This is a genomic window from Anaerosalibacter sp. Marseille-P3206 (assembly GCF_900155565.1).
In the GTDB taxonomy this organism is placed as follows: Bacteria; Bacillota; Clostridia; order Tissierellales; family Sporanaerobacteraceae; genus FUHM01.
In genome coordinates, this window is the sequence record NZ_FUHM01000002.1 from 1467921 (window position 1) to 1492970 (window position 25050).

Consider the following 25050-nt stretch of genomic DNA (forward strand, 5'->3'; position numbering starts at 1 on the left):
AGGTATTGTTATGGCAAAAGGATTTCCAGGAATGGGTAATATGGGTGGTATGATGAAGCAAGTACAAAAGATGCAAAAACAAATGGCAGAACTTCAAGCTCAATTAGAAGAAAAGGAAATAGAAGCTAGTGCTGGTGGTGGAGCTGTAGTTGCTGTTGCTAATGGGAAAAAACAAATTGTTTCTATTACTATAGATAAAGAAGTAGTAGACCCTGATGATGTAGATATGCTACAAGATTTAGTTTTGGCAGCTGTAAATGAAGCACTTAGAAATGCTGAAGAGTATGTTTCAAATGAAATGGGAAAAATAACTGGTGGAATGAACATCCCAGGACTATTCTAGGAGGATTTTGAAATGGAATACTATGCACTACCTATAGCCAATTTAATAGAAGAGCTTTCAAAATTACCAGGTGTGGGAAGGAAAACTGCTCAAAGATTGGCCTTTCACATACTTGAAATGGAACCATTGGAAGCACAAAAATTGGCTCATTCAATTGTAAGCGCAAAAGAAAAAATTAAATACTGTAGTATTTGTTCTAATTTAACTGATGAAGACCCTTGCTATCTCTGCAGAGATAAGAAAAGGGATCCTTCTACAATATGCGTAGTGCAAGGTCCAAAAGATGTAGTGGCTATGGAAAAAACAAGGGAATACAATGGACTATATCATGTTCTTCAAGGGGCAATATCCCCAATGGACGATATAGGGCCTGATGATATTACCATTAAGGAACTATTGAAGAGGATTCAAACTGGAGAAGTAGAAGAAGTAATCCTTGCTACAAATCCTACAGTAGAAGGAGAAGCAACAGCAATGTATATATCAAAGCTTCTAAAACCAATGGGCATCAAAACCACAAGAATAGCTCATGGTATCCCTGTAGGTGGAGATTTAGAATACTACGACGAAGTAACACTTTCCAAAGCATTAGAAGGAAGAAGAGAAATATAAGGACATGGGGACAGGTTCACTGTCCCTATATTTTCCCTATAACACTTTTAGAAATCCCTGTTATTCTAGATAATTGTCTTATACTAACCCCTTCTACAGATTTTATTTTGACTAATATTTCATTTCTTTTGCTTTTTTCAAGTTGTTGCAATTCACTCATATTAGAAATTCCTAATTCTAAAAAGCGATTTTTAACTTCACTATCTGTAAGTCTTATTAATTCTATATAATCTAAACATTCATCATTATTATTTTCCTTCATGTATTTTATGAATAAATCAATGGCATTTTTCCTATCTGTAGAGAATAGCTCAAGTGGAAAATCAACATCTACTATTTTAGGCCTACCTACATATTCACCATAGCTACTCCAATAATAATCTGTCAAATCTTTTGATATTTTAGCTTTTACTGGGTTTTGATGGATATACCTAAGGGCAATTAAAAAATAATCTTCAGTATCTACAGGCTCACTTTTAAACCGTTCTTGAAAAAGATGGCCGCATCTTTCGTATTTATTATTGTACCAATGTACATAACTGCCGCTGATTCTTTTTATAGCATATGAAATAGATTCTGTATCTTCTTTCAACAGCAGATGTATATGATTATTCATAAGACAATAAGCATATATCTGATAATTACATACTGTTTTATAACGGTCTAAAGTGTCTAAAAACCTCATTTTATCTTCATTATCTTCAAATATATTCTGCTTATTGATGCCTCTCATAATAATATGGTATATGCCACTTCCACTCTTTTCTCGTGCACATCTTGGCATAAAAATCCCCCCTAAACGAATTATACCATAATTGGAATCGAGTGGGAAGTAGGGACGATGAACCTGTCCCCATGTCTCTTTTAAGTAATTAACTTTTTGCTATACTTTATGATAAAATATATTTAGGAAGCTTATATTATTGAGATGAAATGGGGGGAAAAATAATGTTTAGAGAAATGAGAAGAGGTAAGCAATTATTATCAATGGAAGACACTGTAGCTGTTATGGATAGATGTACAAATGGTGTTTTAGCGTGCATAGGAGATGAAGATTATCCTTATGCAGTTCCAGTTAGCTATGTTTATCTCAATGACAAAATCTATTTTCATTCAGCAAAAACTGGGCATAAAATCGATGCTATCATGAATAATCCAAAGGTATCTTTTTCAGTAGTAGATGAAGATACGATAGTAAGTGAAGAATATACTACATATTTCCGAAGTGTTATTGCTTTTGGTAAGGCAAGAATTGTAGAAGGGGATGAAAGGTTAGAAGCTTTTAAGGCTTTCGTAGAAAAGTATTCGAAAGATCAACCTGAAGAAGATAAACATAATAAAGTATTTGGATGTATCCAATCTTATGTTATTGCAATTGACATAGATCACATAACTGGCAAAGAAGCCATTGAATATGTAAAAGCTAAATAGGGACAAGGGGACAGGTCCGAGACCACTGAAAAACGATGTAATAATATGTAAGATGAATTAAATATAAAATAGAAAAGCAAAATCCTCCTTAATTTGGTATAATGTAATTGATAAGAAAACATAACCAAAAGGAGGATTTGCAATGCTTAAAGGCAAAAATAATCAATTAAGCATCTACTCAATATTATATAATAAAATACCAGAAAATCATACATTAAAATTAATAAATAAAGCTATAGACTTAAGTTTTGTAACGAAACTACTTGAAGTATCATACAACAAATACTATGGAAGGCCAGCTAAGGACCCTGAACTTATGATTAGACTTTTGATATTACAGTACTTGTACAATTTGTCGGATGAAAAGCTAATTGAAGAATGTTCATTAAACTTAGCATTTATGTGGTTTTTAGGAATAAATCCAGATGACGATTTGCCAGATTCAAGTTTACTATCTAAATTTAGAGTACATAGATTAAATGATATAACATTAGATCAAATAATAACTGAAATTGTAAGACAGTGCATAGAAAAAGGAATAATTAAAGATACTGGTATTAGCATAGATGCAACCCATACAGAAGCTAATACTTTCAAAGCTACTCCTGAAAGAGTAATAAAACACTTAGCAAAGAAAATATTTAAAACTTATGAAGAAGAATCAGGAGAACTACCTAAAAATATAGATAAAGATATTCCAGATTAAAAACAAATTGAAAATCATAAAGAAGCAAAGAAAACTATGAAGGATTATCTTGAAAAAGAAATTGAAAAAGTTGAAAACATTGTTAATCAAGAGGAAAATCCTAAAACAATAAAAGTTTTGGAAAATGCAAAAGAAATATTAAAAGATCCAAAATTCATAGAACAAAGAGGAGTTCGATCAATTGTTGACCAAGAAGCAAGAGTCGGACATAAAAGTAAAACAGAACGTTTTTTTGGATATAAAACAGAATTTATGATGACAACTGATGAGAGGATAATAACAGCGGTAACAGTAAAAAGTGGAGAATATGTAGATGGAACAAATTTTGATAAGTTAATAGAATTGACTAATCAAACAGGTTTAAAAGTAGAAGAAGTCTTTGGAGATAAAGCATATTTTAGAAAGCCCATATTAGATAAAATAAAGGAAATAGAAGCAAAGGCATATATCCCAATAAGTGAAATGTCATATAAAATAGATGAAGAAATATTTAGTTACAACAAAGATTCAGATGAATGGTTTTGTAGCCAAGGAAACATAACAATAAGAAAAAAACATAGAAAAGACAAAAGCGGAAAAGAGACATATAAATATTACTTTGAAAAGGAAAAGTGCAGGAATTGTAGTAAAAGAGAAGAGTGCAAAACTGGAAAAAGAGTTGGTAGGATTCTTGAAGTAGGTATAAACACTCCTGAATTTTATGGATACAGCCAAGAACAAAAAACAGATGGATTCAAAGAAAAATACAAAAAAAGAGCTTGCCATGAAGGGAAAAATGGTGAAATGAAAAATCATCATGGATTAAACCGTGCTCGAGGGTACGGTTTAAGAAGCATGTCCACGCAAGCAAAATTAACTGCAATAGCAGTTAATTTAAAGAGGATAGCAAGCATACTATCCTCTAAATTATCTTCATTTTTATGTGTTTTAAGGTTTAATTCAATATTTTATAAAAAAATTGTGGTTTAATAATAATTTAAGGGACGAGGGAAATTTTTAAGGCTACTTTTTCAGTGGTCTCGGACAGGTCCCTCGTCCCGGAAATTGGGACAGTGAACCTGTCCCCTTGTCCTAAAATATGTTCCAAGGATATTCATCATAAGGTAGAGATGTAAAAGTGGAGTTTGTTTTATTAGTTGGATGTTCAAAGCTTATCATATGAGACCACAATGCAATTTGTGTCCAACCTCTTTTCTTAACAAAAGTTTTGTTGTATTTGTTATCTCCCCAGATAGGAAATCCTGCATTGGAAAGTTGAACTCTTATTTGATGATGACGTCCTGTTTTTAAAATTACTTTAAGTAGGCTTAGCATACCATATTCTTCTGTTTCTTTTGTTTCCAATACCTTATACTCTAATATTGCCTCTTTGGCACCAATAGTATCTTTATTGACTACCTTACTCATATTTATAGTTCGCAATTTTTTCAAATAATTTCTTAGTTCTCCTTCACTGAATTCAGGCTTACCACATACTACTACAAGATATTCTTTGTGAAGCTTTCTTTGAGAAACTTGTGTTGAAAGATTGGAGTTGGCTTTTTTATTTTTTGCATAAACCATTACTCCACCAACAGGTCTATCTAATCTATGTACAAGTCCAAGATAAGGTCTATCCAATATAGTCATCATATCTTCATCAGAAGTCTGATCACTTTGGCAAGGAACTTTAGGTGGTTTTTCTACTACTAATATGTCTTTATCTTCAAATATAATTTTTACTTCCATTTACATACCTCCAATAAAATTTACCAGCTAATTATAATAGTATGTGCATAAAAAATCAATACTATTTTCACTTGAAATTATACATAAAAAGGTATACTATGTTTATAAAGTAGAAATTTCAAAAAAAGGGTTGATGCATATGAAAAATTCAGAATATAGGGACAAGTTAGAAAAAAGCTTAAAGAGATATTTTGATTTAGAATATGATAAAAAAATAAAAGATTTTAAATTTGATATAGTTGGGAAATTTTATCAAAGAAGTTCAAAGTATATGCTTTTCAGAGAAGCTGAAATATACGCATTTCAAACAAATGAATATATATTTTATAATATGATAGATAAAAGTTTTAATACAGACAATATCAAAAGTTATTATGATTTTTTGAATGAAAATGTAAATGAGTTAATAGATATTAATGAGGAGCATATGTCTACAATAATTACTTTTTTATTTTCTACTACTGACAAACTAGATGAGGATACAATAAAAGCGGTTCAAAAGTTTAAATTCCATAAGAATTTTAAATTTGGTCTTAGGGGATGGGTTGATGCTAGAATATTTATCGTTAATCCATTAACTGAAGATATATGCACAAATAAGTTTGGAAGGGGGGAAGAAAAGAAGTTTTTGTTCAATGAAAATGTCTAGCTCTTAAAATTAAAGGAGGGTGTTTTATGAATTCGCTTGTTCTTATTTTAGTTTCTGTTATTTGTTTTATAATTGCATATGCTACGTATGGTTCATGGCTATGTAAAAAGTGGGGCATAGACGTAAATAGAAAAACACCTGCTCATACTAGGGAAGATGGTGTCGACTATGTTCCAACAAAGGCTCCAATATTACTTGGGCATCATTTTTCATCTATTGCAGGAGCAGGACCTATAGTTGGACCTATAGCAGCGGCGGTATTTGGTTGGGTCCCTGTAATGCTTTGGATAATAATAGGTAGTATATTTTTTGGTGGAGTTCATGATATGGGTGCATTATTTACATCCGTTAGACATGATGGAAAGTCCATAGGAGAAGTTATACATGCAAACATGGGAGAAACCGGCAGAAAATTATTTTCATGGTTTGCGTGGTTAACTCTATTACTTGTAATAGCAGCATTTACTTCAATATGTGCTAATACATTTACTACAGTTCCTTCTGCGGCTACTTCATCTATGTTATTTATGGTATTGGCTGTAGCTTTTGGTTTTTTAGTATATAGAAAAGGTGTAGGACTTGGAATAAGTAGTATTATAGGAGTTATTTTATTATTTGTATGTATATGGTTAGGGATGGTATTCCCTATACAATTATCTTACAATACTTGGGTAGTTATATTGTTGGCTTATATAGTGGTTGCATCTATAGCTCCAGTTTGGATTTTGTTACAACCTAGAGATTATTTGAATTCATTTTTACTATATGCTATGCTTCTTGGTGGAATAATAGGTGTAATTATTATGCATCCAACAATAAAATTAGATCCTGTGACTTCATTTAATTTAGGCAATGGTAATTTATTGTTCCCAATGTTATTTGTAACAGTTGCTTGTGGTGCTATTTCAGGATTCCACTCATTAGTTGGTTCTGGAACATCATCAAAGCAAATTGATAATGAAAAAGATATCAAATTAATAGGCTATGGTTCTATGCTTATAGAAGGCGTACTTGCAGTACTTGCTATAATTACTGCAGCATATATCGGGAAAGACCAATTAACAGAATTATTAAAGGGTAGTGCTACAAATGTATTTGCAAGTGGTATTGGAGATTTCATGAGTACTTTTGGAATACCTTTTGAAGTTGGAAAGAGTTTTACAGCACTTGCAATATCAGCTTTTGCTTTGACTTCTCTTGATACTGCCACAAGGATTGGAAGATTTATATTCCAAGAAATGTTTGACAACACAAAAGAGGGAGAAACATCTTCAAATCCACTTACAAATAAGTATGTTGCAACTATTATTACAGTTGTACTTGGTGGATTTTTAACTTTCAAAGGTTGGAAGACAATATGGCCAATATTTGGTTCAGCTAATCAGTTATTATCCGCCTTAGCATTATTATCAACAGCTGTATACTTGAAGAAACACGGAAAAGAATACAAAATGGCATCTATTCCAACAATATTTATGTTCGCGGTGACTTTATCTGCTCTTGTATTATTAATTAAGGACAGTATAGCAAATCTTGCTAAAACTTGGCCTTTGGTAGCTATAGCTGTAGTATTGTTTGTATTAGCATTAGTGCTAATAAAAGAAGGTATAAGAGCTTTGAAGGAAGAACCAAACAAAATAAGTAAAGATATGAAAGCATAAGGATATATTATTTAATAAAGCTAACGTATTTCAAACGTTAGCTTTATTAAATATAAAAAATACCATAGTTTAAGGGAAGTGAAAATATGGACAAGGAAAAATTTAAAGAAATATTAGAGAACTTCAAATTATTTTTTCAAGGGGCTTTAGATTTCAATAGAAAATCAAGATCTATATTAGAAAAGGAAGCTCACAATGAAATGGATAATTTTATACTTTTATGTTTTGCAGATATGTTGGGTTTACCAATACCTACAACATATTATACATTGGAAATATTGCCTTATATTGCAGAAGATTTAGAGGATTGGCAGAGAAGGATGATGGATAGGAAATCAATATGGGGTGAAAGATGGGGAGATTTTGATTTAGATGCGTAGGATAAGGAGGAATTAATTTTGAATAAAATTGTTTTATTTGGAGGTAAAGGTGGCGTAGGCAAAACAACTTGTTCAGCATCTTATGCATTAAATTGTGCAAGGGCAGGGGAAAAAACACTGATTGTTTCTACAGACCCAGCTCATTCGATTGCTGATATATTTGGGAAAAGTATAGGAGAAGAAATTATAAAGCTTGAAGAAAACCTATATGCATTAGAAATTAATTCTGAAATGGAAAGCAAAAAATATATGAATAAGGTAAAAGGTGATTTAAAAAATGTATTGAGTCCTATTATTATAAAAGAAATAAATAAACAGATTGATGCAGCGGCAATATCGCCGGGAACAGAAGAAGCAGCATTATTTGATAAAATGGTTGAAATAATAATTGAAAAATATGATGCCTTTGAAAAAATAGTTTTTGATACTGCACCTACAGGACATACTGTTAGATTATTATCTCTTCCTCATTTACTAGGAGCTTGGTTAGATACCCTTATTGAAAAAAGAGTTAAAGCACTAGGTCTTATGCAGATGGCTAATAATGCTGGCAAAAAGAATAAAGAAGAAATAATGAATGATCCAGTTATAAAGATACTTAGTGGCAGATTAGATAAAATTAATAAAGTTAAAGATATAATAATGGACAAGGAGAAGGTGAGTTTTGCATTTGTTTTAAATGCAGAAAAACTTCCTATTGAAGAAACGAAAAAAGCTATTAAATTGTTAGAAGAATATAAGATAAATGTAGGATATATTGTTGTAAATAGAATACTTCCAGATAGTATTGAAGGTGATTTTTGGAAGAACAAAAAACAATTAGAAGGCAAATATTTGCAAGAGATATTTGATACTTTTAAGAATAAGAAGATAAATTTAATTCCTATGCTTAATTCAGATATGGGACCAAATAATATAAGTGAAATAGCAAAATACTGGTAAGGACAAGGGGACAGGTTCCTCGTCCTTAAAAATCAATATTATTTTTGCTTTTATTAAAAAGTTTCATCTTATATAGTATAATTGAAATATGAATTAAATATTGATATGGCAAAAGGAGTGTGTTAATTGATTAGGGAAGAGATGACACCAAAAGAGAGAATGGAGGCTTTTTCTAGAGGTGAAGAAATTGATCGAGTAATTTGTATCCCTGATATGGGGGTTACTATGGTACCTTTTATTGGGGCTAAGGCCAGTGATTATTATCATTCCGCAGAGCTTATGGCAGAATTAGAAATAGCTTTGTTTAGGAGACTTCGCCATGATAGTGTGGGAATATCTACTAGTCTTAGAGGGGTTGCTGAGGCTATGGGTGCGAAGGTAGGGTATCCTGATTACAGCATCTCCTATTTGATAGAGCCTGCTGTAAAATCTGTAGATGAAATAGAATCCCTTAAACTTCCTGATCCAAAAAAGGATGGGATTTTGCCAATTTTAATTGAAGCCATAAGATTAACTAGAGATGCACTTATGGATGAAGTTGATGTTGGGGCTTCTATGTCTGGTCCTTTTAGTGTAGCAGCTTCTGTAGTGGGAACGGAGAATCTAATGAGATGGATGATTAAATATCCTAAAAAAATTCATACTCTAATGGATATAGTAGCAGAAGCTAATAATAGATATATAGAGGAAGTAGCTAAATTAGGTGTATCTATTGGTTTTGCTGATCCGGTGTCCTCTACTAGCCTTATAAGCCCAAAACAGTTTAGAGAGTTTTCTCTACCTGCACTTCAGAAGAATGTGGACAAGATAAAAGAGAAAACAGGCAGTGCTCCTAGCATACATATTTGTGGAAAGAGTAAGGAGATTTGGGAGGACGTTGTCAATACAGGAATTTCTAATTTCAGTATAGACAATGTGGAGGATTTGGAAGAGGCCAAGGAAATAATGGGAGATAGGGTAGTGATAACAGGAAATGTTCCTCCAGTTGATGTAGTGCATTTAGGAACTAAAGAAGATATTTTTAAATCAGTAAAAGAATGTATTAAAAAAGGTCATGATTCTAAAAAAGGCTATATTTTGAGTACAGGCTGCCAAATTCCAATGCATACTCCAATAGAGAATATAGAAATGTTTATGGAAGCAGGCAAACTTTACGGAACATATCCAATAGAATTATAATATACTTGAGCTAGTCGTAATCTAAAGGAGATGAAAACATGAAAAAGACTACAACATTATATAATTTAATATTTCCAATATGGTTTTTATTATTTTTTCCACCAGTAGTATTTATAACGCTTGCAGGTAATTTTATTATTGATTCATTGGTAATAATAGTTTGTTTTTCTGTGTTTAAATTAGTAAATTTAGGATTTGATCTAAAATCCTATTACAAGAGAAGTATAATAAAAGTTTGGGGATTTGGGTTTTTAGCAGATATTATAGGTGGTGGAATATTATTTGTGCTAGGAATATTAGGAGATAGTTTAGGTTTGTCTTATGAATTGACATCAGCAATTAGTTATGATCCTTTTAGTGAGCCTCTAGCAGTTATAATAATATTAGGAGCAGTAGTGGTATCAGCTATATTAATATTTTTATTTAATTACAAACACTCTTTTAAAGATGTAATTGAAGATCAGGCTTTGAGATTCAAAATAGCACTTACACTTGCAATTGTTACAGCGCCTTGGACATTTTTGTTGCCAACAAAATGGTTTTATTAAGGGGAGATATTATGGATTTATTTAGTATTCAAAGTTCAGCACAAGAAGTAGCAGAGGCCATTTCTGCAGTTTTAAATGTTGATGTGACCATTGTAGATGCTGGGCTAAATAGAGTAGCGGCTACAGGAGAGTATATAAATTTAATAGGCCAAAAAATACCTAAAAATTGTTCCTTTGAATCTATTGCCAAAAAGAAGAAACCAGAGTTTATAGACAATCCAAATATTAGCCAAAAATGTATTGGATGTAGTTTGAGAGGTAGCTGTGCAGAAATGGCAACCATTGGTTATCCTATAATAAGCAATGGAGAACTACTTGGTGTAATAGGGCTTATAGCTTTCAATATGGAACAAAAAATGACACTCCAAAAGGATTATGATTCACTTATAATATTTTTAAATAAATTGGGAGATCTATTAGCTGGCAATCTAAAATACACAAAGACCATAACCGAACTTACCATACAAACGGAAGAGACTAAGATGATAATAAATGGATTAGGAAATGGAATTATCTGTACTGATAATCAAGGCAAAATAAAATTTGTTAATTCCAAAGCGGAAGATTATTTAAAAATCGATGGCAATTCTTTGGTTAATGAATCAATATTTGCAATAATTCCAGATTTGAGTACTGACTTAAGTAAACAAGTATCTGTTGAAGTAAAATTAACTGTTGATAATAAGAGAAAAAGCTTCATCATAAAGACAATTCCAGTAATGATACAAGAGAAAAATGTAAGCAATATAATTGAAATTCATAAGACTTCAAATATGATAAGAAATGCATATAAGCTTATTGAAGGACAAAACAATATTACCTTTGAGCACATAATTGGAGATAGTCCTAAAATAATGGAAGTGAAAGAAGTATCTGAAAAGGTTGCAATGAGTAAGTCTAGTGTGCTATTGAGAGGAGAAAGTGGAACGGGAAAAGAATTATTTGCTAGAGCAATACACAATTCAAGCAATAGAAAGAATTGCCCTTTTGTAGCTATAAATTGTGCTTCAATACCAGACAATCTATTAGAAAGCGAATTATTTGGATATGAAGGTGGAGCTTTTACAGGGGCAAAAGCAGAAGGACAAATGGGAAAATTTGAATTAGCTAATGGGGGAACTTTATTTTTAGATGAAATAGGAGATTTGCCTATACATTTGCAACCCAAAATATTGAGAGTACTCCAAGATGAAGCATTTATGAGAGTAGGTGGCAAAGAGCTTATACCTATAGATTTTAGGCTTATAGCTGCTACCAATAGGGATTTAGAAAAGATGATATCAGAGGGAGGATTTAGGGAAGATTTATATTATAGATTGAATGTAATACCTATTCGCATACCTCCTTTAAGAGAGAGAATAGAAGATATAGATTTGTTGAGTCAATATCTAATTGAAAAATATTGTATAAGATTGGGAAGGGATTTGAAATATTTCTCCAAAGAAGTAGAAGAAGCTTTCAACAGATATAGCTGGCCGGGAAACGTAAGAGAATTGGAAAATGTAGTAGAATATTTGGTTAATGTGGTGAAAGGGAAGGAAATTAAATTTGAAAATTTACCTTATAATTTAAAAAAGCAATTTATAGATAGCGGAGATAAAATAAATAATAATGAAAGTTTAAAGGATATTATGGATAATTATGAAAAAAGGGTACTGGAATCTTATTTAAGGACTTATGGAAATACCACTGAGGATAAGGAAAAAATTTCTTCTATATTGGGAATTAATCTATCTACACTGTATAGAAAGTTGAATAAATATAATTTGCAATAATGAGAAATAATTTGCAAATATGAGAAAAATCATTAGTAATGATAAAATAGCCGATTATAGGGAAGTTTTAATTCCCACAAATAATTCGCATAAATGCGAATTATTTTTTTGCAAAAAAATAAAAGTTAGTTAAATGCATGCCTATAGGGCAATACAAAATTGGCATAATTATTGCAACACTATATAAGTAAAAGTTTTAATTAGGAAGGTGTTGCATGTGGAAACTAATATGATGAAGGATTTAATAAACATGGTAAAGCAAGATGCTGTTCCTGCTTTAGGATGTACTGAACCAGTGGCTGTAGCTTATGCAGGAGCAGCAACAAGAGAGTATATAAGAGGAAATATAGAGTATATAAATATAGAAGTTAGCAAAAATATATACAAAAATGGAAAATCAGTTATGATTCCAAATACTGATGAATGGGGACTAGATTTAGCAGCTGCATTGGGTGTACTAGGTGGAGACAAAGAAGATGGGCTTATGGTTTTAAGGAAAATAGATAAAAAAATAGTAGATGCAGCTCATGAAATGTTAAAAGAAGAAAAGGTAAAGGTAAATTATGTTGAGGATGTACCAGATGTATTTGTAAGAATAACAGTAAAGAGTGATGATGAGATAGAAGCGGTACTTAAAAATTGCCATACTCATATTGAAACAGTGAAAGTTAATGGAGAAACTGTATTTGAAAACAAAACAGAAAGTAAAGATAAAGTATCATCAGATTTTTTAAAGAAATTGAGTTTTGTTGAGATTAGAGAGATATGTGAAACTATACCTATAGAAGAGTTGGATTTTATAGAAGATGGAATAAAGATGAACAAGAATGCTGCAGAAACAGGTTTAAATTGGGACAAAGGTCTAAAAGCAGGTGCTACATTAAAGAGATTACAAGATAAGGGAATACTATGCAATGATGCTCCAACACGAGCTAGGGTATTAACAGCAGCTTCCGCAGATATTAGAATGGGTGGCGGAGATTGTCCAATAATGACTAGTGGTGGCAGTGGAAATCAAGGATTGGGAGTAGTATTGCCTATTACAGTAGTGGCAGAAGAAAAAGGCATTGAAAAAGAAAGACTAATGAGAGCTGTGTTCTTTGCTCATGTAATTAATAAATATGTAAAGATATATACAGGAAAATTGTCATCTATGTGTGGTTGTGCTATAGCAGCTGGAATAGGGGCAAGTGCAGGAATAACTTGGCTATTAGGTGGAAATGATGAACAAATCCAAGGAGCATGTCAAAATATGTTGTCAAATTTAACTGGAATGATATGTGATGGGGCAAAAGAAACTTGTTCATTGAAGCTTTCTACTTCAGCTGGAGAAGCCGTTATAGCAGCTTATTTGGCAATAGAAAATGTTATTGTTCGTTCAAATACAGGAATTATTGGCGAAACAATAGAAGATACCATAAGAAACTTAGGTATATTATGTAGAGATGGATTAGCCGCAACAGACTCAGTAATAATAGATATAATAAGGTGACAGGGAAATCCTGTCACCTTAAATATTTATATCCAAATTAAGTTTTTCATACTGATATCTAGAGACTTAATTGTATGTGTAAGCATACCCAATGAAATAAAATCGACTCCAGTATTTGCTATGGAGTTTATATTGTCTAAGCTAATATTACCAGAGGCCTCAGTTGCACATCTCTTATCCACTAACTTAACTGCTTTTTCCATCATATCAATATTCATATTATCTAACATAATAATATCAGCACCAGCTTCTAATGCTTCTTTTACTTGTTCTAAATTTTCAGCTTCAACTTCAATTTTTCTACCAAAGGGAATATTGTTTTTTACCCTTTTAATAGCTTCAGTTATTCCACCAGCGGCATCTATGTGATTATCTTTTATTAGGACACCATCAGATAGATTAAATCTGTGATTGTATCCTCCGCCAACAGTAACAGCGTATTTTTCAAGGATTCTTAAATTAGGAGTTGTTTTCCTAGTATCTAATATTTTTGCTTTCGTTCCTACGATTAAATTAACAGCCTTGTATGTAGTTGTAGCAATTCCACTCATTCTCTGCAAGAAATTTAGAGCAACTCTTTCTCCAACTAAAATATTATGAGCATTACCTTTGATAGTCCCAATAACTTCACCTACATTTACATAATCTCCATCTTTTTTATTAAAACTAATATTAACTCCACCAAGTATATTAAAAACTCTTTCAAATACTTCTAATCCTGCTATTATACCATTTTCTTTATCAATCAACTCAACTTGACAATTACTATTATATTTTACAATAGAAGAAGTGGTAATATCTTTAAAAGTGCAATCTTCTTCTAGTGCTTTTTTGATAATATCATCAACGATTATCCAATTCATAATATATCCTTTCTAATCTATTATTTACCTAATTCTAGCATTTTTAAAAGTGCATTATTTGCTTTAATTCTTAAGGATTCCTCAAGAAATATTTCGTTTTTTTCAAATAATAAAGAATTATATAAATCCTCTAGAGTTATACATTTCATAGGATTACAGATGGTATCTAAGTTGTGAAATACTTTATCTGGATACCTATTTTTTAACTCATACAATATTCCACTTTCAGTTAAAACCAAGAAATCATTAGAATCACATTTTCCTACATAGTCAATCATTTGACCTGTGCTTCCGACAAAATCAGCTAATTTTCTAACTTCTAAATTGCATTCAGGATGGACTAATATTTTTATTTCTGTATCAAGTTTTTCCTTATAATTTAAAACTGATTCTGAACTGATATCATCATGTACACAGCAATAGCCATCCCATAATATTATATTTTTTTCAGGCAACATTTTTTGAATATGACTTCCCAAATTTTTGTCAGGCACAAATATTATTTCATCTGCATCAATGTTTTTAACAATATTGTAGGCATTAGAAGATGTACAACAGGCATCAGATATTGCTTTTATATCTGTAGATGAATTTACATAGCTTACAACTTTGGCGGTTTTGTGTTTTTCTTTCAAATTTAGCAAATCTTCTTTTGAAGCTAATTCAACCATATGACATTTTGCTTCTAGATTTGGTAGTAATACTTTCTTATGAGGAGAAAGTATTTTAGCACATTCAGCCATAAAACTTACACCACAAAATACAATTATTTCCGCATCAAGTTTAAGTCCTATTTTACTTAAATAATAAGAATCACCTACATAGTCAGCTAATTCTTGTATTTCATCTCTCACATAATAATGAGCTAATATAGTTGCGTTTTTCTCCTCTTTCATTTTAAGAATTTCTTCTTTGCAGTTTATCATCATTAACACTTCCTATGATTTATTAAAAATTATTTTTTTAATGCAATTGCCTCTATTTCTACATCAATACCTCTTAATTGAACACCTATAGTAGTTCTAGTTGGAAATGGTTCGCTAAACATCTCTCTATATACAGAGTTCATTTCATCAAAATATTTAATATCAGATAAGTATACAGTTGTTCTAACAACATCCTTTAATGAGCAACCAGCTTCTTTTAAAATTGATTCAATATTTTTGATTACTTGGCGAGTTTGATCTTTTATATCTTTTTTTATTTCTCCAGTAACAGGATCTTGTGGACGTTGTCCAGCTGTAAAAACATAATTATCAGTTATAATACCTTGAGAATAAGGCCCTGCAGGTGATGGAGCATTTTTTGTAGAAATACTTTTGAAATTGTCAGACATTGTAAGTCCCCCTTTAAGAAATTTGTGTTTGAAATTATTATAACAGCTGTATATACACCTGTCAATACAGGTGATTAACTTGAGACGGCGGGGACGGTGAACAGCCCCCTGACTCAGTTTAATAAACAATAGATTATATCTATTATTTACTAAAAAGCATAGATAAACTCAATTTAACATATTATAAACTGAATGTTATACTATTTAAGGCTTGATAAATAAAGAATTAAAAGATTATTGCTAGTCTAGGATAATTATTATGTGATAAGGCACAAGGAGGTATTGGAGTGAAAGGTTACATAGGAAAACGTATTGCTACTGGGATTTTGACTATAATATTTTCCTTTTGCATAACTTTTTTTATTATTAGATATGCTCCTGGTAATCCTATGAAGGTTCTTGCAGGAACAGATAATCCCAATCCAGAGCTTATAGAACATCTAACAATTAAGTATGGGTTGGACAAGCCGATTCCAGTTCAATTTGTTAATTATGTAAAAAACATATTGAAAGGGGACCTTGGCCATTCATATATGAGCAATGAGCCTGTAACAAAGTTAATTAAGGAAAAGGTATTTCCTACAATTTTGCTTACTCTCACATCCTCTATATTGGCAGTTGTAGTTGGAACTTTTCTTGGAGTTTATGCTGCAAGAAAGGTAGGTACAATATTTGATAGAGTCATGTGTGGGATTTCTTATTTTATAGATGCTACTCCTGGGTTTTGGTTAGGATTGATTTTTATCCTCATATTTTCTTCTACTCTTAAGATTTTGCCAACAGCTGGAATGTATGATTTGAGGATGGAAAATCAGGGATTTGCACACGTTTTGGATGTTATAAAGCATATGATCTTACCTGTGTCTACCCTCACTATAATTCAGATTCCATTATATTTTAGAATTTCAAGATCTTCTGTTTTGCAGACTATGTCAGAAGATTTTATTATGACTTTGAGGGCTACTGGTATGAAGGAAAGTCAAATATTTAACAAATATGTGTTAAGAAATGCCATAATTCCAACTATCACAATGTTTAGTTTGTCTTTAGCATTTACAATTAGTGGAGTGGCACTTATTGAAATAGTTTTTGCATGGCCTGGTATGGGAAGACTTATAATGGATGCCATAATGAAAAGAGACTATCCATTGTTAACAGGAATATATTTAACAATATCCATATCTATTTGTATAGTTATGATAATTACTGATATTGTGTATGCATTAGTGGATCCAAGGATTAGACTTGAATAAGGAGTTGTTTATATATGATAGAGAGTTCCCAAAAGATACTTAAAGCAATTAATTCTATTAAGGAACTTAAAGTTGGAATAATTCTTCTTATGATATTGATTGGAATAGCAATTTTTGCACCATTAATTGCTACTCATGATCCATATGTTTTAAATGACGAGATGATTGCAAAGCCTTCATCTAAATATATATTTGGAACGGATGGTCTTGGGAGAGACGTATTTAGTATGGTTGTTTATGGTTCTAGGACATCCCTCAAAATAGGAATAATAGCAGCAGCTATATCCTCTGTTATAGGAACACTAATAGGTGGAGTTGCAGGTTATATGGGAGGAAAAGTAGATAAAGTAATTTCAGAGATAATAAATATGTTTTTGATGTTGCCAACCTTCTTTTTAATACTAATAGTTGTTGCAATTTATGGTAGTAGTTTAACAAATATAATTATTGTTATAGGAATAACTAGTTGGACAGGTACAGCAAGGCTTATGCGTGCTCAGGCGATTTCTTTAAGGGAGAGGACATTTATAAAAAGTGCAAAGACAATTGGGGAAAGTGAAATGGGGATATTATTTAAACATATCATCCCTAATGGTATTTTTCCCATTATAGCAGATTCTACTATGTCTGTTTCCTCAGCTATATTGTCTGAAGCAGGTCTATCCTTTATAGGATTGGGGGATCCAAATGTTGTAAGTTGGGGACAGATAATTGCACATGGAAAAGGATATCTTCTTCGTGGTTGGTGGATATGTACATTTTCAGGACTTGCAATTGTATTTACAGTAATCTCCTTTTATCTTATTGGAGAGGGAATGAATCATATACTAAGCCCTAAATTAAACAAAATAAAATAGGGAGAAGATAAAATGTCATTACTTGAGATAAAAAACCTGAATGTTGAATATAGAGTTGAAGGAAAGAATATTAAAGCGGTAAAAGATGTTTCACTAGATATAGGGGTTCAGGATTCTATTGGAATAGTAGGGGAATCTGGTTCAGGAAAATCAACTCTTGCTATGGCAATTCTCCAACTCCTTCCAGAAAAGATTACTGAAGTTACAGGTGAGATTATATTTGATGGAGTTGATTTATTAAAAATTAGTGAAGATGAGTTGAGAAAAATAAGATGGAAAGATATTGCTGTTGTCTTTCAAAAATCTATGAATTCTTTAAGTCCAGTACATAAAATAGGATTTCAAATGAGTGATATATACAGGGTACATAAGCCAAAAGCAAGTGATAGAGAGGTAAAGGAAAGAATATTAGAATTATTTGAACTAGTAAATCTTTCAGAGAGAGTATTTGATTTATATCCACATGAGTTGTCTGGTGGAATGATGCAAAGAGTTAGCATAGCACTAAGTTTAATTTATTTTCCTAGATTACTTATATTAGATGAAGCTACAACAGCTCTTGATGTTGTTACTCAAGGACAAATACTTGATGAAATAATGAAGCTTGAAGAAAAATTACATTTAACAAGGATAATGATTACACACGATGTGTCGGTAGTATCCTCAACTTGTAAAAAAGTTGCTGTAATGTATGCAGGTTGTCTTCTGGAATCTGGATATGTTAGAGATGTTCTTACAAAACCTAAACATCCTTATACTGAAGGACTTTTAAATTCTTATCCATCTCTTAAAGGAGCAAGAAAGAACTTAAGGGGAATTCCGGGGACACTTCCTGATCTTAGTATTTCACATAGGGGTTGTATATTTGCTGATAGATGCAAAAAAGCCACTGAAATATGTTTTAATCAGGAACCTAAGATGATGGAGTTTGACAACAACTGGAATGTAGCATGTCATTTGGTTGGAGGTGTAGATTGTGGCTAATCTTATAAGAGTAGACAATTTAACTAAATGGTATGTTGAAAAAAAGAAAAAACAAACTATAAAAGCTGTTGATGGAGTAAGTTTTACTCTAGAAAAAGGAAAAATTTTAGGCATAATAGGTGAGTCAGGATGTGGTAAATCTACTCTTGGAAGATTACTAGTGGCACTTGAGAAACCAACAAATGGTACCATTGAATTTGAAGGTGAAACAATTAATCATATAGTGAAAAAAGAGCCTTTGAGATTCAGGAGAAATTGTCAAATGATTTTTCAAAACCCTTTTGATACTTTTGACCCTAGAAATGATATTCAAAAAATATTAACTACTGCTTTGAAGATACATAATATAGGGAATTCCAAAGAGGAAAGGGTAGATATTTGTATAAAGGCTATGGAAGATGCAGGAATAAAACCAGCAAAGGATTATCTCCATAGATATCCTCATGAGCTTTCTGGGGGACAACTTCAAAGAATATCCATAATTAGATCTATGCTTTTAAAGCCTAAGCTAATTATTGCTGATGAACCTGTATCGATGCTAGATGTGTCTGTTCGTGCAGATATTTTAAATGTGCTTTTGAAAATGACAAAAGAGAAAGATGCATCCATGATTTTTATAAGTCATGATATAGCAACTACTAGGTATATATCAGATATGATTGCAGTAATGTATTTGGGAAGAATAGTTGAAATGGGGATGACAGATGATATTATACAAAATCCCAAGCATCCATATACAAAGGTGCTAATTTCAAATTGTGCTTCTATAGATCCATTTGAAAAAATCAATGTGATTAAAATAAATGGAGAGCCTCCTACGCCTATAGATACAGGGCCAGGTTGTTATTTTGCTCCAAGATGTTACAAAGCATGTGAAGAGTGCAAAGTATCATATCCTCCTATGATTGAGGTAGAGGATGGGCATTATGCAAGTTGCTTTTATTTAGGGTAGTAAATAGAGGAAATTTAGAATCCTCTAGATATAATAAATAATACAAATGGAGGGAAATCAAATGAAAAGGAAATTGTCTTTATTTCTTGTTATAGTCTTATGTTTAGGACTATTTACAGGATGTAGCAACAAAAATGAAGGTCAAGAAGTTGATAAGGTTGATGAAGTTGATAATACTTCAGAGGTATCAAATGAACCTAAAGTAGGAGGAACATTTATTACAAGTCTTTCTCGTGAACCACAAACTTACAATCCTTGTGCTCAAGCTGATGATGGAGCATATAAGGTAATCCAAAATGTTTTCAATAAGCTTGTAAAGATTAATGGCGATGATAAGATAATCCCTGATCTTGCCAAGGATTGGGAGTATTCAGAAGATGGAAAAACTTTGACATTTCATCTTCAAGAAGATGTTAAATGGCATGATGGTGAGAAGTTTAGTTCAGAAGATGTTAAATGGACTTTTGATCAAATTTTAAATGAAAAGGGATTTGCTTCATCATCTCTTTCAGATATAGAAGAAATTGTATGTCCTGATGAAAACACTGTACAATTTAAGATCAAAGCACCTAATGCTGGTTTACTTGGCTATATTGCATGGTTTGGTACATATATAATGCCAAAACACATATACGAAGGAACTGATTGGCTTGAAAACCCAGCAAATCAAAATCCTATAGGTACTGGTCCTTTTAAATTTGTAGAACATAAAAAGGGAGAAAGCGTAACTGTTGAAAGAAATGATGACTATTGGGGAGATAAGCCATATTTGGACAAGGTTATATTCTCAATAATTCCAGATGAAGACACTGCATTTCAATCATTTTTAAATGGAGAAATTGATGAAACTGGAAGTATTCCAAACAGTGAAGCTGATAGATTTGATGATGATCCTGATTATGTTGTAAAAAAGAAACTTTGGCCTAATAAAGGTTATCTACTTTTCAACTATAATGAAGGTAAATTTGCAGATAAAAAGGTAAGACAAGCAGTAGCGTATGGTATTGATAGAGATGAAATATTTACTAAGGCTTTAAAGGGTGTAGGACAAAAGGCAGAATATTTTATATCTCCAGTTTATGATTGGGCATTGAACCAAGAAGCTAAGCTTCCTGAGAGAGATATTGAAAAAGCAAAAGCTTTATTAGAAGAAGCAGGATATGAAGCAGATGAAAATGGAATATACTTCTCTACAACAATAGATACTTTCCCTGGTTTTGAAGATGTAGTAGAAGTAGTTCAAGCAAATTTCAAAGAATTTGGTATAGATTTAAAGGTTAATGCAATGGATGATGCAGCTTATGACGAAAAAGTTTGGTTTGGTCATGATTTCGAAATGACAATATTAGGTGGCTACCAAGGACCTGATATATCAGCTATAGGAAGCCGTATTGGTACTGATGGTGGAATGAATTTAGGTGAATACAGTAATCCTAGAGTTGATGAACTTTTAGCTGAAGGTTTGGCATTGACAACAGAAGAAGAAAGAGCACCTAAATATAAGGAAATACAAGAAATACTTGCAGAAGATCTTCCAATGGTATTTTTCAATGAAAAAGGCGCAAAGATAATTGTTAAATCTTATGTAAAAGGTCATCCTGGAACAGAAGCATGCGAAAAAGCATCTGAATCAGAATTTACCTATGTTTGGTTAGATAAATAAATAAAAGAACTCCTACAACTGGTAATATACCATGTTTGTAGGAGTTTTGTTTTCCTTACCTTAAATAATTAAACAACAAGCAAATACAGTATATACTTAATAATAAAAATATTGTTTTTTCTGCTTTACTATTAGTTTTAATTGTAATAGGAAATGATATATTAGCCTTTATAGGATAAAATAATCTGATTCCTTTGGGATTAAATGAATCAGCTATCAAATGGAGAGCATACCCGACAACAAATCCAGTATATATTGAGGGCAAATTAAATTTCAATGTACCCATTTTGATTATGGAAGAAGCCAATAGAAAACCTATTATACTATGAGTAAAGCTTCTATGGCTTGATATCCCTACAAGGCAGCTAACTAGGCTTAAAAGCATAAAAATCTTATTTCCCATTCTATAATACAAATACATAAAAATACTACTTATAGATAAGTAAAATAGTGCTCTGTAAAAATTATTATTAATTAATAATAATTTTTGATTTAACTTACCTTTAGGATGATCCAAATCAGGAATTAAAGATCCAATTGCTGCTGATGTTACTAAGACTAGCTGACTTTCCACTGGCTGATTGTAAGATATTGTCAATGCTGCTGCAACCCCTATTGCTACATGTGTTTTTCCTGTCATAAATGCTCCTTTCTATATGAAATTTTATTGACTTTTATATTATAATTCCTTTCGAACATATATTCAAGTGTGAGATGTGAGTCAGGGGACGGTCCCCTGACTCGCTATGAGACAACGGGGACGGTTCTTTTTGTCGCACAAAAGTTAGTAAGTTAGTGCCGGGGGCTATTGACATTGCAACTGCAAAGAAAGGCTGTTTTGTGTTATTTCTTATATACCTAAAGCAACTGTACAAGCGGCAATGGGGGCAGTTCCTTTGTCCTTAGGAGTGGAATCAGGAGATATCATTTTGGCTATTGCAGTATTGTCTATTTTAATTACAGCACCTTTAGGAGCTATTGGGATTAATCTTACAGCCAAAAAATTATTAAAGTGACAGGATATTTCCTGTCACTTAAAATACTACAATTAACAACATTTTAAATCTTTCTTTTGCAAATAATGCATGAGGAATTCCTGCAGGCATTACAATTGTTTCACCTTTAGATAGATTGAAATTTTCTTCTCCAATAGTTATTTCTGCTTCTCCATCAAGAATATACACAAGTGCATCTCCTCCTGAGGAATGTGAGCTTATTTCTTCACCACTATCAAAGGCAAATAAGGTTAAACTTAATGATTTATTTTGAGAAAGAGTCCTACTTATCACTTGACCTTCTTGATATTCTACTAAGGATTCCATTTCCAATACTTTAGAAAAATCAATATTTTTAATACTATGCTTTGTCATTTTCTAACCTCCATTTCAAACTATTGTTGATTTCATGATATCATTTAACTAGCAAAGAATCGGTAACATTAGTTACAAAATACAAATAATATAATTTTAGTTTTCCCTTTTGATATTGTTTTATTTAAGCTATACTAATATTAAAGGGGGACTGGAAATTGGGAAACAAAAAAACAATTAAAGTGGTTACTGTACTTACAATTATAACTGGTATATTAACTCTTATTAGTGCGGGATTTAATTTTTTATTGCCAATGTATTTGTCTTATAAATTCAAAGTTGACACAAATAAGGCAAGTTCAATAGGGATTATAGGTGGTGCAGATGGACCAACAGCAATTTATCTTACAAGTGGGCTAAATCCATATTTGACTATGATTATATTTGGAGTACTTACTTTAGTTGGGATTGTTTATATAATTATTTCTAAGAAAAGACATATTTATTAATACAGAGAATTGTTCGCTGTTGCACTTTGTGAAGTCAGTTAAAAGTCAGTCAATAAACTTATTGACTGACTTTTATATTTTCCTTTGTTACCTTGACAATATTATAATATAATGATAATTTAATACATAGATAGCCTATGTATCGAGTAGCTATGTATAGGAGGTGAGTTTTTGAAAATTAATAGTGAGTTAATCAAGGGAAGTACAGATATGTTGGTATTAAGCTTATTAGAAGAAAAAATAATGTACGGATACGAGATAATAAAGGAAATGGAGAATAAATCTGAAGGGATTTTTGAGCTAAAAGAAGGAACCCTTTATCCATTGCTTCACAAATTAGAAGATGAAGGATTATTAGAATCCCAATGGGGAAGTGGTGAGGGCAAAAGAAAGAGAAAATATTATAGTATTACTCCTAAAGGAAAAAGAGCTATCGAAGAAAAGAAAAAGGAGTGGGGAGTATATACAATGGCTGTAAAGAGAATATTGGAGGTGAAATTCTGTGGATTTGTTGGATAATCAAAAAGTTAATATATATATGGACACAGTTTGTTCATGCGTTAAGTTTAGGGAAGCCCATAATGAAATTAGAAGAGAAATAGAAACCCATTTGATTGACACAGTAGAGGAACATGAAAAAGAAGGAATTAGCAGAGAAGAAGCAATAGATATGACAATTAAACAAATGGGGGATCCACTGGATTTAGGAAGGAAACTAAATGAGGTACATAGACCTAAACCAGAGTGGAGTGTATTGACATTAGTATTTATATTTTTAACAATTGGAATGGCTATCATTTATACAAGAAATTCAGGATTATTTCAAAGATCACTTTTTGGTGTGTTAGCAGGAATAGTAGTTATGGTTTTATTATATTTTTTCAACTATCAAAGATTTAAACCACTTTCTAAGTATATATATTTGGCTACAACAATATTACTTTTAACTGATATAAGAGTAATAATAAACTCCGGTTTTGATATAGCATATATAGCTCCAATAGTGTATGCATTGTCATTGTCAGGAATGTTTTCTGATGATGAATGGAAAAAAAGAAAAGGAATTATTAATCTAGCAATATTCATATTACCTATGGCAGTTTTACTTTATAGAAATTCTTGGTCATCATTAGTTTCAGTGGCTATGTATTTTGTTGTAGCATTAGTTATAGCCACAATGTCAGGAATAAATATTAAGTATATTTTAGGAGTAGCTGTTTTAACAATAGCAACTGGATTATATAGTATTTTTAATGTAGATTATAGAGCCCAAAGAATACTGATGTTTTTAAATCCAGAAGTGGATGCTCAGGGCGCTGGATATATCAATGTGCAATTAAAAAAAATTCTTACATCAGCAGGATTATTTGGGAATGGATTTGATATAGATAAGGATTTAACATTTACATTACCTGAAATGAACACAGATTTTGTATTTTCATATATTGTATATACCCTAGGTTGGATAGTAGGAGCAATTATAATATCACTAATAATAGTATTTTTCATACGCTTAATAAAAACATCTAAGAGTATTAAAAATTCCTATGGTAGATTAATTGTTGCAAGTTTTACTTCCATATTTATAGTTCAATTTTCATATAATATACTTATGATTTTTGGATTAGTACCTTTAGCAGGATTTTCTTTACCATTCATCAGCTATGGCTCAAGGCTAAACATTGCTAATATGGCCATGATAGGTATTATATCTAGTGTATATAGACGGAAAAACATATTATTAGAAAGATAATCTGTGACTGTGACAACCGTTCCCGCTAATGCGACAGTGGGGACGGTTAATTTTGTCGCTTTTTGTATGTTTTTCTTTATCATACCTTAAAGAGAAAATTTATTGTATACTATTTATATGATGT

General features: G+C 31.7%; 27 protein-coding genes and 1 pseudogene. 20 read left to right on the top strand and 8 right to left on the bottom strand.

Annotated features, from left to right (window positions below; genetic code table 11):
* Positions 1-10 precede the first annotated feature (10 nt).
* Together BQ9840_RS08430 and recR are read left to right on the top strand one after the other, a co-directional pair.
* The gene (locus BQ9840_RS08430; protein ID WP_077369365.1) at positions 11-343 is read left to right on the top strand and encodes a YbaB/EbfC family nucleoid-associated protein; all 333 of its coding nucleotides are present in this window, start codon (positions 11-13) and stop codon (positions 341-343) included.
* Between the two features lie 12 nt (positions 344-355).
* A complete protein-coding gene (recR, locus tag BQ9840_RS08435; RefSeq protein WP_077369366.1) occupies positions 356-955 on the top strand; it encodes a recombination mediator RecR in 600 nt (199 codons plus the stop codon).
* Between the two features lie 25 nt (positions 956-980).
* Here recR and BQ9840_RS08440 read toward each other — a convergent pair whose 3' ends face one another.
* Positions 981-1739: a transposase gene (locus BQ9840_RS08440; RefSeq protein ID WP_077369367.1), complete on the bottom strand. Its 759-nt coding sequence runs from the start codon at positions 1737-1739 to the stop codon at positions 981-983.
* 164 nt (positions 1740-1903) lie between these two features.
* Here BQ9840_RS08440 and BQ9840_RS08445 point away from each other — a divergent pair, with 164 nt between their 5' ends.
* Both BQ9840_RS08445 and BQ9840_RS08450 read left to right on the top strand, forming a co-directional pair.
* Positions 1904-2386 carry a pyridoxamine 5'-phosphate oxidase family protein gene (locus tag BQ9840_RS08445; protein ID WP_077369368.1) on the top strand — a complete coding sequence of 161 codons (483 nt, stop codon included), beginning with the start codon at positions 1904-1906 and terminating at the stop codon, positions 2384-2386.
* A 142-nt stretch (positions 2387-2528) separates the two neighbouring features.
* A pseudogene (locus BQ9840_RS08450) lies at positions 2529-4061 on the top strand (IS1182 family transposase).
* A 102-nt stretch (positions 4062-4163) separates the two neighbouring features.
* Here the strand turns inward: BQ9840_RS08450 and BQ9840_RS08455 are convergent.
* Positions 4164-4820 (bottom strand): RluA family pseudouridine synthase, encoded by a 657-nt coding sequence (locus tag BQ9840_RS08455; protein ID WP_077369369.1) that lies wholly within the window; start codon positions 4818-4820, stop codon positions 4164-4166.
* Between the two features lie 139 nt (positions 4821-4959).
* Here BQ9840_RS08455 and BQ9840_RS08460 point away from each other — a divergent pair, with 139 nt between their 5' ends.
* From BQ9840_RS08460 to BQ9840_RS08495, 8 genes are all read left to right on the top strand, one after another.
* Positions 4960-5469: a hypothetical protein gene (locus BQ9840_RS08460; RefSeq protein ID WP_077369370.1), complete on the top strand. Its 510-nt coding sequence runs from the start codon at positions 4960-4962 to the stop codon at positions 5467-5469.
* Between the two features lie 26 nt (positions 5470-5495).
* Positions 5496-7130: a carbon starvation CstA family protein gene (locus BQ9840_RS08465; protein ID WP_077369371.1), complete on the top strand. Its 1635-nt coding sequence runs from the start codon at positions 5496-5498 to the stop codon at positions 7128-7130.
* Between the two features lie 86 nt (positions 7131-7216).
* A complete protein-coding gene (locus tag BQ9840_RS08470) occupies positions 7217-7510 on the top strand; it encodes a hypothetical protein (protein ID WP_077369372.1) in 294 nt (97 codons plus the stop codon).
* 18 nt (positions 7511-7528) lie between these two features.
* Positions 7529-8452 (top strand): ArsA family ATPase, encoded by a 924-nt coding sequence (locus BQ9840_RS08475; RefSeq protein WP_200804903.1) that lies wholly within the window; start codon positions 7529-7531, stop codon positions 8450-8452.
* A 126-nt stretch (positions 8453-8578) separates the two neighbouring features.
* On the top strand, positions 8579-9631 hold the full coding sequence (locus BQ9840_RS08480) for a uroporphyrinogen decarboxylase family protein (RefSeq protein ID WP_077369374.1): 1053 nt from the start codon (positions 8579-8581) through the stop codon (positions 9629-9631).
* A gap of 38 nt (positions 9632-9669) precedes the next feature.
* Positions 9670-10179 carry a hypothetical protein gene (locus BQ9840_RS08485; protein WP_077369375.1) on the top strand — a complete coding sequence of 170 codons (510 nt, stop codon included), beginning with the start codon at positions 9670-9672 and terminating at the stop codon, positions 10177-10179.
* An 11-nt stretch (positions 10180-10190) separates the two neighbouring features.
* Entirely contained in the window at positions 10191-11954 is a 1764-nt protein-coding gene (locus tag BQ9840_RS08490; RefSeq protein WP_077369376.1) for a sigma-54 interaction domain-containing protein, read from the top strand.
* 217 nt (positions 11955-12171) lie between these two features.
* Complete coding sequence (locus BQ9840_RS08495) at positions 12172-13446, top strand: L-cysteine desulfidase family protein (protein ID WP_234978638.1); 1275 nt, start codon at positions 12172-12174, stop codon at positions 13444-13446.
* Positions 13447-13472: 26 nt separating this feature from the next.
* On the opposite strand, the gene nadC is transcribed toward BQ9840_RS08495, so the two are convergent.
* The 3 genes from nadC to BQ9840_RS08510 are packed head-to-tail and all read right to left on the bottom strand — an operon-like array spanning position 13473 to position 15645.
* Complete coding sequence (gene nadC, locus BQ9840_RS08500; protein WP_077369377.1) at positions 13473-14309, bottom strand: carboxylating nicotinate-nucleotide diphosphorylase; 837 nt, start codon at positions 14307-14309, stop codon at positions 13473-13475.
* A 20-nt stretch (positions 14310-14329) separates the two neighbouring features.
* Positions 14330-15235, bottom strand: coding sequence for a quinolinate synthase NadA (nadA, locus tag BQ9840_RS08505; RefSeq protein ID WP_234978639.1), 906 nt, complete (start codon positions 15233-15235; stop codon positions 14330-14332).
* A gap of 29 nt (positions 15236-15264) precedes the next feature.
* Positions 15265-15645 carry a RidA family protein gene (locus BQ9840_RS08510; protein WP_077369379.1) on the bottom strand — a complete coding sequence of 127 codons (381 nt, stop codon included), beginning with the start codon at positions 15643-15645 and terminating at the stop codon, positions 15265-15267.
* 287 nt (positions 15646-15932) lie between these two features.
* On the opposite strand from BQ9840_RS08510, the gene BQ9840_RS08515 reads away from it, so the two are divergent.
* From BQ9840_RS08515 to BQ9840_RS08535, 5 genes are all read left to right on the top strand, one after another.
* The gene (locus BQ9840_RS08515; protein ID WP_077369380.1) at positions 15933-16898 is read left to right on the top strand and encodes an ABC transporter permease; all 966 of its coding nucleotides are present in this window, start codon (positions 15933-15935) and stop codon (positions 16896-16898) included.
* Between the two features lie 14 nt (positions 16899-16912).
* Entirely contained in the window at positions 16913-17755 is an 843-nt protein-coding gene (locus BQ9840_RS08520) for an ABC transporter permease (RefSeq protein WP_077369381.1), read from the top strand.
* Between the two features lie 12 nt (positions 17756-17767).
* Positions 17768-18739, top strand: a complete 972-nt coding sequence (locus tag BQ9840_RS08525) for an ABC transporter ATP-binding protein (RefSeq protein ID WP_077369382.1) — start codon at positions 17768-17770, stop codon at positions 18737-18739.
* Positions 18732-19691 (top strand): oligopeptide/dipeptide ABC transporter ATP-binding protein, encoded by a 960-nt coding sequence (locus BQ9840_RS08530; protein WP_077369383.1) that lies wholly within the window; start codon positions 18732-18734, stop codon positions 19689-19691. Before BQ9840_RS08525 ends, BQ9840_RS08530 begins: the two co-directional genes overlap by 8 nt.
* Before the next feature lie 61 nt (positions 19692-19752).
* A complete protein-coding gene (locus BQ9840_RS08535; protein WP_159436127.1) occupies positions 19753-21354 on the top strand; it encodes an ABC transporter substrate-binding protein in 1602 nt (533 codons plus the stop codon).
* A gap of 55 nt (positions 21355-21409) precedes the next feature.
* Here BQ9840_RS08535 and BQ9840_RS08540 read toward each other — a convergent pair whose 3' ends face one another.
* The 3 genes from BQ9840_RS08540 to BQ9840_RS08550 form a co-directional block, all read right to left on the bottom strand.
* The gene (locus tag BQ9840_RS08540; protein ID WP_077369385.1) at positions 21410-21994 is read right to left on the bottom strand and encodes a metal-dependent hydrolase; all 585 of its coding nucleotides are present in this window, start codon (positions 21992-21994) and stop codon (positions 21410-21412) included.
* A 210-nt stretch (positions 21995-22204) separates the two neighbouring features.
* Positions 22205-22354 (bottom strand): hypothetical protein, encoded by a 150-nt coding sequence (locus BQ9840_RS12730; RefSeq protein WP_200804904.1) that lies wholly within the window; start codon positions 22352-22354, stop codon positions 22205-22207.
* 34 nt (positions 22355-22388) lie between these two features.
* Positions 22389-22724: a cupin domain-containing protein gene (locus tag BQ9840_RS08550; protein WP_077369386.1), complete on the bottom strand. Its 336-nt coding sequence runs from the start codon at positions 22722-22724 to the stop codon at positions 22389-22391.
* A gap of 158 nt (positions 22725-22882) precedes the next feature.
* Between BQ9840_RS08550 and BQ9840_RS12735 the strand changes: the two genes are divergently transcribed.
* The 3 genes from BQ9840_RS12735 to BQ9840_RS08565 all read left to right on the top strand — a co-directional run bounded on the left by BQ9840_RS12735 (position 22883) and on the right by BQ9840_RS08565 (position 24926).
* Positions 22883-23173: a sodium ion-translocating decarboxylase subunit beta gene (locus BQ9840_RS12735; RefSeq protein ID WP_097677472.1), complete on the top strand. Its 291-nt coding sequence runs from the start codon at positions 22883-22885 to the stop codon at positions 23171-23173.
* A 171-nt stretch (positions 23174-23344) separates the two neighbouring features.
* On the top strand, positions 23345-23692 hold the full coding sequence (locus BQ9840_RS08560) for a PadR family transcriptional regulator (protein ID WP_077369387.1): 348 nt from the start codon (positions 23345-23347) through the stop codon (positions 23690-23692).
* Entirely contained in the window at positions 23676-24926 is a 1251-nt protein-coding gene (locus tag BQ9840_RS08565) for an FtsW/RodA/SpoVE family cell cycle protein (RefSeq protein ID WP_077369388.1), read from the top strand. Before BQ9840_RS08560 ends, BQ9840_RS08565 begins: the two co-directional genes overlap by 17 nt.
* The last annotated feature ends 124 nt before the right edge of the window (positions 24927-25050 follow it).